This window comes from Acinetobacter sp. 24-47-62 (assembly GCF_056779765.1).
This window is the reverse complement of record NZ_JBWYIN010000013.1, coordinates 39,956-52,492: the sequence shown is the minus strand read 5'-3', so window position 1 is coordinate 52,492 and position 12,537 is coordinate 39,956. Positions and strand designations below refer to the sequence as shown.

Sequence of the window (12,537 nt, the reverse complement as noted above, 5' to 3'; positions counted from 1 at the left end):
ATAAAAAAAACCCTGATCAATATCAGGGCTTTTTTGAATCTGGAGCGGGAAAGGAGACTCGAACTCCCGACCCCAACCTTGGCAAGGTTATGCTCTACCAACTGAGCTATTCCCGCGGAGTCTATCAATTTTTTAAGTGAAAAAACTGAATGAAAAAATTTTGAGCGGGAAAGGAGACTCGAACTCCCGACCCCAACCTTGGCAAGGTTATGCTCTACCAACTGAGCTATTCCCGCATGCCGTGTATAATACAGCATGAAAAATCAGGGTCAACAACTTTATAAAAAAATATCGTGTGATTGAATAAAATTAAAGCATTTCAATGTATTTCGCTTAATTTTTGATAGGTCTTAAGCTCAACATCAAAGCGCATCTATCCAATGGCTGTGTGGTTTATTTACTTTTTATTCTAAAACTTCACGGTATACTGCTGGCAACCAATGAATGCGTGTGGAATGTAAGCATGACTTTAGAGCAACAATTAATTGAACGTTTACAACAATTGTCTCCTGTGCACTTGGACGTGGTGAATGAGTCATCAGGTCATGGTGGCTATTTCCCTGGTAAAGAATCGCATTTTAAAGTCACTGTTGTAAGTGAAGTGTTTCAAGGCTTACGTTTAGTACAACGCCATCAAAAAGTATATGCACTGGCGGGTGACCTATTGAGTCCAGGAAAGATTCATGCTTTGGCGATTCATGCTTATGTGCCAACTGAATGGACTGGTCAAGCGCCAAATAGTCCTGAATGTGCACATGCACCGAAAGCTTAAATTTTAAAAGTAGGAGAGTGGCTGAAATGGATACACACTTAGTCATTAAAATCGTGCATATGTCGAGTTTGCTCTTGTTGATTATTGCTGTATTAGCACGTGCGACAACCTTATATGTTGGCGTCCAAAATCAACAACCCAACCCGAAAGGACGTAAGGCTTATGTTGCGCTTCAACATTTGGCATTTACTTTGGTTATTGGGACAGGCTTGATTTTATTGTTTTTGAATAATTTTCAAGTTCAACCTTGGTTCTATGCCAAAGTGGTCTTGGTGATCGTGATGTTATCTTCATTAATTAAAGCATATCGCCAAGATGCGTCTGTACTATTAATTCAACGTCGTGCGGGGGTATTGATTAGTTGTGTCGCATTTATGGCCATTATCGGCATCGTGATGATTAAGCCAACTTTCGGTTAATTGTTAGACACAATCGCTTAGGCTCTCACCCCTCTAGGTTAAACTTGATTCATATAATGAATTGAGCCTAGAGGGAATGATGCGTACACGTGTGGTGTTTAATCAAAAAGGTGGCGTTGGTAAATCCAGTATTACAGTAAACTTGGCTGCACTGAGTGCACATCAGGGTTTTAAGACGCTTGTCATTGACCTCGATGCTCAGGCCAATTCCAGTCAGTATCTATTGGGGGATGATGCGACTTATAATGCCGATAAACCTGCACTAGAACCCAATATTGAAAATTTTTTCGAAGATGTATTGGCGAATCAGTCGAGCAAAGGTTTGATTGGTCAAGCCATTGGAAATTTACTCAAAAATAAAAATAAAGGCTTAGAAGCCTATATACATCAGTCACCATTCCCATCTCTCGATGTTTTGCCTGCAAGTCCCTCGCTTGGTGCTTTAGAGCATAGCCTCGAATCCAAACATAAAATTTATAAGCTGCGTGATGCGATTCAGCATCTAGCAGGGACTTATGATCGGATCTATATCGATACACCGCCTGCATTTAATTTTTTTACTTTGTCGGCATTAATTGCAGCAGACCGAGTGTTGATTCCATTTGATTGTGATGTCTTTTCTAAGCGTGCTTTAAACACGTTGATTGAAAACATTATAGAAACTCAAGATGATCATAATGATCGCTTGGAAATTGAAGGTATCGTCGTTAACCAGTTTCAAGCGCAAGCAAAGCTTCCTCGTGAAGTGGTACAGCAGCTTAGAGATGAACAACTACCTGTGCTCAATGCGATGTTGCCACCGTCGGTATTAATGAAAGAGTCTCATCATAAAAATATGCCGTTAATCTATTTAAATACAGATCATAAATTGACGCAGGCCTACCAATCATTGTTCAATGAAATCGAGAATAAATAAGATTTGAGAAGAGTATGAACTCACGCGCGATGAAAATGGTCATGCAACTTAGTGCATTCGGTACGGTTGCTGTATTGATGACTGCTTGTGCGACAACGGTTAAACCGAGTTATGTTTCTCCGACGCAATATCAAGCATTGAACTGTGTACAACTTGGTGCTGAATTCAATCGTATTCAGCAGTACATCAATAATGGTGTACAACCGCCTAAACGTACAGGTGTTGGCGTTGGTCTAGGTGTTGGTGGTGGCTGGGGCCGTGGCGGTTGGGGCTTTGGTCCTTCAGTTTCCGTCAATATGGGACAGTCATCGAATACCAAAAATACTGAATTGTCGCGATTATATGGTGAGCAAGATGCGATCTCACAAGCGGCAACATTTAAAAATTGTCCTTATGTTCCTAAGCGTCAACAGCAAGCTCAGTAATTTAAAAGGGCTGTTCAATCTGAGCTTGAGCAGCTTTTTTTTTAGCAAAATGTTTCAATGTAAATTTATTAAAATCAACTCTTTAGAAAATTATTAACTGAAAATAGACGCGACATTCATCATTCTTTCACTTTAAAAACTTGTCTTTAAATTCGTTTTTCGTTTAAGGTGTGCCTCCTCTAAATCTCTGATTTTAATCTATGGTAGAAAGTTGGCTTTATATTTTTGCAGTGTTCGCGGTATTACTTATTCCCGGTCCAACCAATGCATTATTGGCTAGCGCAGCACATCACCATGGCGTATTAAAAGCATTCTATTTCGTACCTCTTGAATTACTGGGTTATATCTACGGCATTAGCATTTGGGCACTGTTGGTGCATTTAACCCTACCAATTTGGCCAATGCTGATTCATATCTTACATTTGGTGAGTGCAGTTTATGTGATTTGGATGGCTTTTCATTTATGGAAAGCTTCACACCTTAAGCAATTGAGCCAAAAAAACATTCGAATGAGTCGCAGTCATCTTTTTAAATCGACTCTGAAAAATCCAAAATCTATTTTGTTTGCAGTTGGTATTTTTCCAGCATGGACTTGGGATTCTTTTCAAAACTATTTTTTAGTTTTGGGTGTATTCACCTTATGTTTAATTCCATGTGCTTTATTTTGGATGTATTTTGGTCGTAAAGTCTTGGCAGGGAATCAGACGGTGGTCAGCGCAGATCGCTTATACAAAGGTTCTGCCATGTTACTTATGCTCAGTATGTTACCTGTCATTATTGGATTTTTCTAAGCCATTCAATATTTTGTAGTGATAAAAAAAGCAGATTCTTGGTGGAGAATCTGCTTTTTGAAGCCTAAGATCATTACATCATTTCGGGATTTTTCTTTGGGAAAAACTTGTGGCGAATAAAGCCAATGATCCCCGGCAATACGCTTAGAATAATGATTCCGAAAATTAAATGGGTGAAATTGTCTTTCACGATCGGCATATTACCGAACAAATAACCCAAGGTGATAAACGAAGAAATCCACAAGAAAGCACCAACGACATTGTAAGTAATGAAGTATTTGTAGTTCATGCTTCCTGCACCAGCGACGAAGGGTGCAAATGTACGCGCGAATGGGACAAAACGTGCAAAAATAATGGTTTTACCGCCGTGTTTTTCGAAGAATTTTTGCGTATAAACCAAATGTTTTTTATTGATAAATCGAGATTCAATCTCAAAAACACGTGGTCCGATATATTTTCCAATATGATAATTTAAGGTATCACCCAATACTGCTGCCGTGAATAACAACACGCCCAAAAGCCACGGATCCATTGCACCTGTTGAGGCTGCTAAAGCACCTGCTGCAAACAGTAAACTGTCCCCGGGTAGAAAAGGCATGACCACTAAGCCCGTTTCTACGAAAATAATCAGGAATAAAATTCCGTAAATCCAAATGCCATAATTGGTAATAAATTCAAGTAGATGATCATCTACATGCAGAATAAAATCGATTAAATCCATGAGGGGTGAACTGAGCAAAAATGTGTTCAAATGCTAACAGCCAACGGCGCTGATGTCAGTAGTCAATTGATTTAAATTATAGGTGAATGATTGTTCTGATTATGCAACGCTGATTCTTTATATTGATTATATATCCTAAAAATAAAAGCTACTAATCTAAGGTCATTATCAAAAACAAAACATAGATAGGTCAACCCAATGTTTAATCCAAATCAAGTGATTCAAAAAATTGTTACTCAACCCACAGTGCATGCAACTTTAACCCTCGTCGCACGTGTCCTTTTAGCATATATCTTTATCGTGGCGGGGTGGGGGCAAACTCGCAGGTTATAGCGCGACAGTTGGATATATGGAAGCAAGGGGTGTGCCAGGTGCATTATTGCCAATAACCATTTTGGTTGAACTGGGTGGAGGCTTAGCACTGTTGTTTGGGGTGCAAGCACGATTATTCGCAGCAGCTTTAGCTGGTTTTAGTTTAGTTACCGCATTTCTTTTTCATGGTACAACTGAAGATTCGATACATTTCATGAAAAACTTTGCTATGTCGGGTGGTCTAGTCTTCCTCGTATTGCATGGTGCAGGTCAATGGAGTGTTGATCAGCTTTTTGAAAAATAAATGACAAATAGGCAATGCAGGTGAAATGACAGAATTATTCGCCTGCTGCATCCTGATCTGAATGTAACTCCAAGGCTTATATGATCAGATCAATCGACTGAAATTGTTGAATAAAAAGACAATATTTAATAATAATGTATTGAAATATAGAAAGATTTGAATAGTGTGCGTAAGCTTAATAAAAATGATAGAATAGCGCGCTAATCCTTCGTTAGCCTTTCATAGTTGTTATCATGACTACCAATACTCAAATTACCGAAGATCGTATCCTGATTTTGGATTTCGGCTCTCAATATAGCCAATTGATCGCACGTCGTGTACGTGAATCAGGCGTATATTCTGAAATGTATGCTTTTGATATGTCGGAAGAGGACATCCGCGCATTTAATCCAAAAGGGATTATTCTTTCAGGTGGTCCTGAGAGTGTTCACGTTGAAGGCAGCCCACGTGCGCCAGAAGTTGTGTTTAACTTAGGCGTACCAGTATTGGGTATTTGTTACGGTTTACAAACGATGTCTGCTCAGTTGGGCGGTAAAGTTGAACCGGGTACAGTTCATGAGTTTGGCTATGCTGAAGTCGATATTAAAGTACGTGATGCTTTAATTGGCGATCTTGAAGATTCAGCAGACAAATTGAAAGTATGGATGAGCCATGGCGATAAAGTGACTCAAATTCCAGAAGGTTTCCAAATTACTGCAAGTACACCAAGCTGCCCAGTGGCAATGGTGTCTGACGAAGCTCGTCGTTTCTACGGTATCCAGTTCCACCCTGAAGTAACACATACTGCTAAAGGTAAAGAGTTACTTGAGAACTTTGTACAAAAGATCTGTGGTTGCCGTAGCCTATGGAATTCTGAAAACATCATTGATTTACGTGTTGAACAATTACGTGAACAGATTGGTGATCAGAAGGTTCTTCTTGGTCTTTCAGGTGGTGTAGATTCATCTGTTGTGGCTGCATTGCTTCACAAAGCAATTGGCGATCAATTGACATGTGTATTCGTTGACAATGGTCTTCTTCGTTTAAATGAAGGGGATCAAGTGATGGAAATGTTTGCGAAAAACATGGGTATCCGTGTGATTCGTGCTGATGCTGAACAACGTTTCCTTGACGCTTTGGCAGGTGAAGTTGATCCTGAAGCAAAACGTAAAATCATTGGTCGTGAGTTCATCGAAGTATTTGCTGAAGAAGCACGTAAGCTTGATGGCGTGAACTTCCTTGCGCAAGGTACGATTTATCCTGATGTGATTGAATCTGCTGCAAGCAAACAAGGTAAAGCACATGTGATTAAATCACACCATAACGTGGGTGGTTTACCAGAAGATCTCGCTTTTGAATTGGTTGAGCCAATTCGTGATTTATTTAAAGATGAAGTACGTCGTTTGGGTACAACTTTAGGTTTACCATTTGAGATGCTTTATCGTCATCCATTCCCAGGACCAGGTCTTGGTGTTCGTATTTTGGGTGAAGTGAAGAAAGAGTATGCTGATATTCTTCGTTTAGCCGATGACATCTTCATGCAAGAACTTCGTGCAAGTGGTTGGTATGATAAAACTGCACAAGCATTCGCTGTATTCCAACCAGTAAAATCTGTGGGTGTAGTCGGTGATGGCCGTCGTTATGCATGGGTGATTGCACTTCGTGCGGTTGAAACGGTTGACTTTATGACGGCTCGTTTCGCACATCTCCCTTATGATCTTGTTGATAAAATTTCGACGCGTATCATGAACGAGATTGCAGAAGTTTCACGTGTTGTTTATGACGTATCGTCTAAACCACCTGCAACGATTGAATGGGAGTAATTTAGGGCTTTCAAGAAACAACGTTTCTTGCCTAGATTACGCCAAGGGCTGTCCCAGCGGCAGTGAGGGATTTCGGACAGCATGGCTATCCGCTTGAATTACTCCAAGCGCTGCGTGCGCGGCAGTATCTGAATCAAGACATGTCCCAATAGAAAGGACGCTTAGGCGTCCTTTCTATTTATTATCTAAAATTTAATTTAGAAGAATTCTATGTTTGAAGGAATAGTCAAAATACGTAAAGCATAGGAAGTCATTAGCCCAAATAACGTTGTTTTAAGAAATTCCCCAAACTCTTGTTGTGGCAATGCAAGCAATTTGATTGCTACTTACTTAGAATCAAAAGGATATGGTGAATTCCAATATATTTTAGGAAAAAATATAAAGGAAACAGAAAGTCTGCTTGGCTTTTAAATGTACGAAGTAGATATATATAGTTGATCTAACAGCAGATCAATTTAGATTGGATAAAATTATTTATACGTTAGAGCATGAGTATCCTTTATCACAGTTATTTCCAAAACTATTAAATCAAGGGCAGGCAAGCATTCTATTTTTAATACATACAAAACTCTAATTGTCCTACCTATAGTATTCAGCGTATTAAGTCTAAGGTGGTTCAATTTGCATGACCTTGTTAATATCTATAACAAAGATAGCCATTTGCCAAACTTTTAGGATAACAACATGACCAATAATACTTATACCGAATTGTCTCATTCAGAAGACTGTGAAAAGCACGCCAACCAATTTATTCAGGAATTTCCACTGCGCCGTGCAGAAATTGGTCAAGGAACAGTGATCAAACGCGCTTTACCAAGTCGCCATAAGCGTATGATTGGCGCATGGTGCTTCTTAGATCATGCAGGTCCTGTGACATTTGAAGCTGGACAAGGTCTAGATGTTGGACCACATCCACACATTGGTCTACAAACCTTTACTTGGATGATTGAAGGGACCATGTTGCATAGCGACAGCTTAGGGACAACAGATCAGCTGATTCAGCCCAAGCAAGTCAACCTCATGACCGCAGGTCGAGGTATTTCACATACTGAAGTCGCGCCAGCGAATGAAACAAAAATGCATGCTGCACAACTTTGGATTGCATTGCCTGATGACAAACTTACCATCGATCCAGCTTTTAACCACTATCCAGAATTACCCGTGGTTAATCAGTCAGGTATCGAATTTACGGTATTGGTCGGTGAGTATCTAAATACCGTATCACCAGTCAAAGTACATACAGAGCTTTTAGGTGTTGATTTATTTGCGCAAGCAGCCACAAAAGCACGTTTACCTTTAAATCCAAAGTTTGAATATGGATTTATGGCGCTTGAAGGTACAGCAACCATCAATGGTCATCATTTAGATGAAGACAATATGGTAATTTTAGAGCCAGGGCTAGAATATGTGGAAGTAGATATCCATGACAATAGTCGTGTACTGCTTTTGGGCGGTGAGCCATTTGAATCACCAATTTTATTATGGTGGAATTTCGTTGGACGTACGCAAGAAGAAATCAAAATTGCACGTGATCAATGGATAGCAGAAGATCCACGTTTTGGGTCAATTCCATCATATCAAGGCGAACGTTTGAAAGCTCCGACATTGCCAGATAGCATGCGCCCATCTAAATAATAAGACACAGAAGGAAAATAAAATGGCAACGATCGCAAATGCAAAGGTCACCACACTACCTGAAAAATGGGGTGGTGAAATTCAATCTGGTCAGCACACATTTCTCACCGATAAACCTGAATCATTCCAAGGTTTAGATCGTGGGCCTGCACCGTATGATTTTATTTGTTCAGGATTAATTTCCTGCACAATGATCACATTACGGATGTATGCAGAGCATAAAGGACTGGATTTAGGCGAATTTAGTGTTGAGGCAGATTTTAAAGCCAATAAAGAAGGGCTGGAATGGATTGAGCGTCGTTTAAGTTTTAAAACTAACTTGGATGAAGCACTACAAGAAAAAGTTTTAAATGTGTGCCAAAAAACACCCGTCACTAAAACATTGCTCAGAAGCGTCGAAATTAAAACAACAATTGTTTAAATATAGACAACTTAATAGGCATCAACATTCTGTATTTTTGTAATTTACAGCTAAAAAGAAGACATTTTGTGTAAAGCAGGATGTCTTTTTTTTATTCAAAATGGCTATATAGAGAGAAATAAAATTAGGTGGTCTTATGCTGACATTACATCATTTAGAAAAATCACGTTCTTCAAGAATTATTTGGGCGCTAGAAGAGTTGGGTGCTGAATACCAAATTCAACATTATAAAAGATTGCCAACTTACGCCGCTCCACCAGAATTGAAGAAGGTTCATCCTTTGGGGAAATCACCAGTGATTACTGATGATAATTTAGTGATCGCAGAATCTGCGGTGATTTTAGACTATCTGGCAGATCGCTATGATACTCAGCATCAATTTAAACCCCAGTCACAGCCGGACTTAACACAATATCAGTATTGGATGCATTACGCTGAAGGCTCATTAATGCCACTTTTAGTGATGACCTTAGTTCTCTCGTTTGTACCTCCTAAAGTACCTTTTGTGATTCGACCAATTGCCAATAAAATTATTGATGGGGTGACTGATGGATTTATACAACCGCGTCTCGCTGAACATATTGAATTTTTAGAACAGCATTTGGCGCAACATGAATTTTTTATATCTCAGTTTTCATTTGCAGATATCCAAATGAGTTTTCCCTTGATCGCGATGGATGAGCGCTTAAATGGAAAATATCCGAACATTCATGCGTATGTAAAACGCATAAAACAAAGACCTGCTTATCAGCGAGCGGTCATCAAGGGTGGTGATTAAGATGGCAGATCAGGCAGTGAAATTAATCTTCCTGCCCGGAGCATCTGGCAGTACTGCATTTTGGAAACCTGTTCAATCACATTTTGAATCTGAGTACGACACGCACATCATTGCTTATCCCAGTTTTGGTGAATATCCTGATCATCCACATGTAAATTCAATGTCAGATTTACAAGATTATGTATTTGATCATCTTCAGCGCCCAAGTATTCTGATCGCTCAATCTATGGGTGGGGTCATTGCTGTTCAAGCGGCGTTGAGGTATCCAAAATTGATTCAAGGTTTGGTGTTGGTCGCTACGTCAGGTGGCGTTGATTTAACACCATTTCATGTTAAAGATTGGCGTGCAGAATATCAAAATGAATATGAAGTGCCGCACTGGTTTATTGATGATGAAACCAAATTAGATGAACGGCTTGCTGAAATTGAGTGTCCTGTACTATTAATCTGGGGCGGAGATGATGACATTAGTCCTGTTGCAGTAGGTGAGTACTTAAATCACGCTTTTAAGTATTCAGCGCTGAATGTGATCCCGAACGGACAACATGATTTAGCTAAAGTTTATGCGCCAGAGTGTATTTCTTTTATTCAGCGCTACTTAGCAAAATTTTAGGTTTGCTCTAGACTAAAAAAGGATGCTAATCGCATCCTTTTTTTTGATTATCGTTTTACAACGATTGAATCAATACCGCTGTGTTGTAGGGTTTGCTGAGCGATAACAGCTGCTTCTTGAGAGTCATAAGGTCCAGAGACAACACGATACCAAGTTTGTCCGCCTTCTGTGGTTTTAATGACATCTGCAGATAAGCCGTTGAGAATAATTTCAGCACGACGTGCATCAGCACTGTCTGGATCTGGATAACTTCTGACTTGTAAAAGGTAGCTACTCGCCACGGGTTGAGGTTCTGCATTTTCAATCAGTTCACCCTCGGTTGTTGTAGCATCAGTAACCACAGGTGCTTCCACGATGACAGGTGCGGTGTTCACTTGCTGATTTTCAGGTACAGCTTGATCGGGGATTGGAGTCACTTGTTGTTGAGGCAATAAATCGTAGAAGCGATAATCTTTATTCGTATCTTCTTGATAATGTTCAGATTGAATATCATTGCTTTTTGGTTGGACTGGCGCCCACGGTTTCCATAGCATTAAGGCTACGGCAAAACTCAGTACAATTAAAATCAGAACAAGCATACCTAACCATTTTGGTATTAATGGTTGTTTAGGTTTGTTAGGTCTTTCTGATACACCACGCTGCGTTTTTCCAAACACTTGGAAACCTCTCTTATTTTAAGATCATGCAATGGAAAATTGGATTACCATCACATGGAATTTTTATCTCATTTTTTTCAATAATAAAAGTCTAAAGAGGTGAATCTTTTAAAAAGATTCACCTTCGATGACTTACATACTTTCAGGTGCAGAAACGCCTAAAAGCTCTAAACCATTTTTCAAGACTTGACGAACATTTACCGATAACAACAAACGTGCTTGGGTCAGATCAGCATCATCACCGAGTACTTTATTTTCGTTGTACCAACCATGGAACAATGCTGCAAGTTCTTTTAAGTAGTTACCTACTTGATGCGGTTCATGGCTGTTTGCAGCACGTGCAATAATTTCAGGGTAGGCTGCAAGTTTTGCTAAGATTTCAGTTTCAGCTTCTAATTCAAGCTTTGCGGCAAAACCACGCGCAGTGGTCACATCGAAGTTGATGTTCAAGCTGCTTGCTTTTTCTAGCATACGACAAATACGTGCATGAGCATATTGAATGTAATACACCGCATTGTCTTTACTTTGAGAAACCGCGAGATCCAGATCAAAGTCGATGTGCTGTTCAGACTTACGCATGACATAGTAGAAGCGAGCAGCGTCGTTGCCGACTTCTTTACGTAGATCACGCAATGTGACAAATTGACCTGAACGAGATGACATTTGAACCATCTCACCACCACGCCATAGGCTGACGAATTGTACTAATAACACAGTCAGTTTTTTTGAGTCATATCCCATCGCATCAATCGCCGCTTTTACACGTGCGATATAACCGTGGTGGTCTGAACCCCAAATATCAATAATGTCAGTATAACCACGCTGAAGTTTATTCAGATGGTAAGCAATGTCAGAAGCGAAGTAAGTGGTTTGGCCATTACGACGTTTTACAACACGGTCTTTTTCATCACCAAATTCTGTTGATTTGAACCAAATGTTGCCATCTTTCTCATAGAGGAAGCCGCGTTGATCAAGTGTTTGTAATGCTTCTTCAATTTTTTCAGTCAATGATGCTTCACTGAACCATTGGTTGAAAGTCACACCAAATTCACCAAGATCATCTTTAATATCATCAAGAATTGCTTTTAACGCAGCTTGATGAAAAACGCGATAACCTTCACCTATTAACGTCTGCGAGTTAAAAATTAGACCATCAATGTGTTTTTCTTTATCGCCAGAAATTACAACCTTGTTGCCTTCGGCATCAAGTTCTTCAGCATACTGCACATCTTCTGGCACATCTTTAAAAACATCAGCTACAGGGCGAACATATGCATCGTCGTCTTGATCAATAATGCTTTGTGCAATTTCTTTAACGTAATCGCCTTGGTAAGCATTTTTAGGGAATACTAATGTTTGACCAGTTAACTCAAGGTAACGTAGATAAGTAGACGTCGCTAAAATGTCCATTTGACGACCAGCGTCATTCACATAGTATTCACGATCCACTGTAGCACCAGTTGCTTCAAGTAAATTCGCAACCGTCATGCCATATGCTGCGCCACGACCGTGACCCACATGTAAGCTTGATGTCGGGTTCGCAGAGACAAACTCAACTTGGATTTTTTTCGTAGCATTAACTTGCGTACGACCAAAATCATTAGCTTGTGCCTGAATAGCATCAAGAACAGCAAAACGTTGGTCTGCATTCAAGAAAAAGTTGATAAAACCAGGACCAGCGATTTCCGCTTTACTGATATCTGCAACTTCTGGGAGTGCAGCAAGAATTTTTTCTGCTAATTCACGAGGCTTCATACCTGCAGCTTTAGACGCGATCATTGCGATATTCGAAGCGAAGTCACCATGGCTTCGGTCTTTGGTTCGCGTTAAGTTTCCGCTGTTGTTAAAGTCAGATGGGAGGACCCCTTCAGCTTGAAGAGATTGCACTGCATGATCGAGAGCTGCTTGTATTGCCGTATTCATAATTTATCGAAAAATTAATGTCGCAGAAAAACGACAAATATAGCAAATT

At 39.9% G+C, this 12,537-nt stretch carries 13 protein-coding genes, 2 tRNA genes and 1 pseudogene; 11 read left to right on the top strand and 5 right to left on the bottom strand.

The features are described 5' to 3' along the window. Positions 1 to 40 precede the first annotated feature (40 nt). Both AC1M87_RS11295 and AC1M87_RS11290 read right to left on the bottom strand, forming a co-directional pair. Positions 41 to 116: transfer RNA gene (locus tag AC1M87_RS11295), tRNA-Gly, on the bottom strand. A gap of 47 nt (positions 117 to 163) precedes the next feature. Beyond that, positions 164 to 236: transfer RNA gene (locus AC1M87_RS11290), tRNA-Gly, on the bottom strand. A gap of 227 nt (positions 237 to 463) precedes the next feature. Here AC1M87_RS11290 and AC1M87_RS11285 point away from each other — a divergent pair. From AC1M87_RS11285 to AC1M87_RS11265, 5 genes are all read left to right on the top strand, one after another. Next, the gene (locus AC1M87_RS11285; RefSeq protein WP_035268950.1) at positions 464 to 772 is read left to right on the top strand and encodes a BolA family protein; all 309 of its coding nucleotides are present in this window, start codon (positions 464 to 466) and stop codon (positions 770 to 772) included. 26 nt (positions 773 to 798) lie between these two features. Next, entirely contained in the window at positions 799 to 1,191 is a 393-nt protein-coding gene (locus tag AC1M87_RS11280; protein WP_481593738.1) for a SirB2 family protein, read from the top strand. Between the two features lie 79 nt (positions 1,192 to 1,270). Then, positions 1,271 to 2,107, top strand: coding sequence for a ParA family protein (locus AC1M87_RS11275; protein WP_481593781.1), 837 nt, complete (start codon positions 1,271 to 1,273; stop codon positions 2,105 to 2,107). Positions 2,108 to 2,142: 35 nt separating this feature from the next. Next, positions 2,143 to 2,532 carry a hypothetical protein gene (locus tag AC1M87_RS11270; protein WP_481593780.1) on the top strand — a complete coding sequence of 130 codons (390 nt, stop codon included), beginning with the start codon at positions 2,143 to 2,145 and terminating at the stop codon, positions 2,530 to 2,532. A 200-nt stretch (positions 2,533 to 2,732) separates the two neighbouring features. Further along, a complete protein-coding gene (locus AC1M87_RS11265) occupies positions 2,733 to 3,323 on the top strand; it encodes a LysE family translocator (RefSeq protein WP_092767920.1) in 591 nt (196 codons plus the stop codon). A gap of 73 nt (positions 3,324 to 3,396) precedes the next feature. On the opposite strand, the gene AC1M87_RS11260 is transcribed toward AC1M87_RS11265, so the two are convergent. Next, on the bottom strand, positions 3,397 to 4,044 hold the full coding sequence (locus AC1M87_RS11260; protein ID WP_035268957.1) for a DedA family protein: 648 nt from the start codon (positions 4,042 to 4,044) through the stop codon (positions 3,397 to 3,399). Positions 4,045 to 4,242: 198 nt separating this feature from the next. Here AC1M87_RS11260 and AC1M87_RS11255 point away from each other — a divergent pair. The 6 genes and pseudogenes from AC1M87_RS11255 to AC1M87_RS11230 all read left to right on the top strand — a co-directional run bounded on the left by AC1M87_RS11255 (position 4,243) and on the right by AC1M87_RS11230 (position 9,909). Next, positions 4,243 to 4,660, top strand: a pseudogene (locus tag AC1M87_RS11255) (DoxX family protein). Between the two features lie 233 nt (positions 4,661 to 4,893). Further along, complete coding sequence (gene guaA, locus AC1M87_RS11250; RefSeq protein ID WP_481589363.1) at positions 4,894 to 6,462, top strand: glutamine-hydrolyzing GMP synthase; 1,569 nt, start codon at positions 4,894 to 4,896, stop codon at positions 6,460 to 6,462. A gap of 684 nt (positions 6,463 to 7,146) precedes the next feature. Further along, positions 7,147 to 8,097, top strand: a complete 951-nt coding sequence (locus tag AC1M87_RS11245; RefSeq protein ID WP_481593737.1) for a pirin family protein — start codon at positions 7,147 to 7,149, stop codon at positions 8,095 to 8,097. A 22-nt stretch (positions 8,098 to 8,119) separates the two neighbouring features. After that, a complete protein-coding gene (locus tag AC1M87_RS11240; protein WP_481593736.1) occupies positions 8,120 to 8,518 on the top strand; it encodes an OsmC family protein in 399 nt (132 codons plus the stop codon). Between the two features lie 136 nt (positions 8,519 to 8,654). Next, positions 8,655 to 9,296, top strand: coding sequence for a glutathione S-transferase family protein (locus AC1M87_RS11235; RefSeq protein ID WP_092767910.1), 642 nt, complete (start codon positions 8,655 to 8,657; stop codon positions 9,294 to 9,296). Position 9,297: 1 nt separating this feature from the next. After that, positions 9,298 to 9,909, top strand: coding sequence for an alpha/beta fold hydrolase (locus AC1M87_RS11230; protein ID WP_481593735.1), 612 nt, complete (start codon positions 9,298 to 9,300; stop codon positions 9,907 to 9,909). A 47-nt stretch (positions 9,910 to 9,956) separates the two neighbouring features. Here the strand turns inward: AC1M87_RS11230 and AC1M87_RS11225 are convergent, their stop codons facing one another. Both AC1M87_RS11225 and argS read right to left on the bottom strand, forming a co-directional pair. Beyond that, positions 9,957 to 10,565 carry an SPOR domain-containing protein gene (locus tag AC1M87_RS11225; protein ID WP_179999966.1) on the bottom strand — a complete coding sequence of 203 codons (609 nt, stop codon included), beginning with the start codon at positions 10,563 to 10,565 and terminating at the stop codon, positions 9,957 to 9,959. Positions 10,566 to 10,697: 132 nt separating this feature from the next. Further along, positions 10,698 to 12,488: an arginine--tRNA ligase gene (gene argS, locus AC1M87_RS11220; protein ID WP_481593734.1), complete on the bottom strand. Its 1,791-nt coding sequence runs from the start codon at positions 12,486 to 12,488 to the stop codon at positions 10,698 to 10,700. Between the last annotated feature and the right edge of the window lie 49 nt (positions 12,489 to 12,537).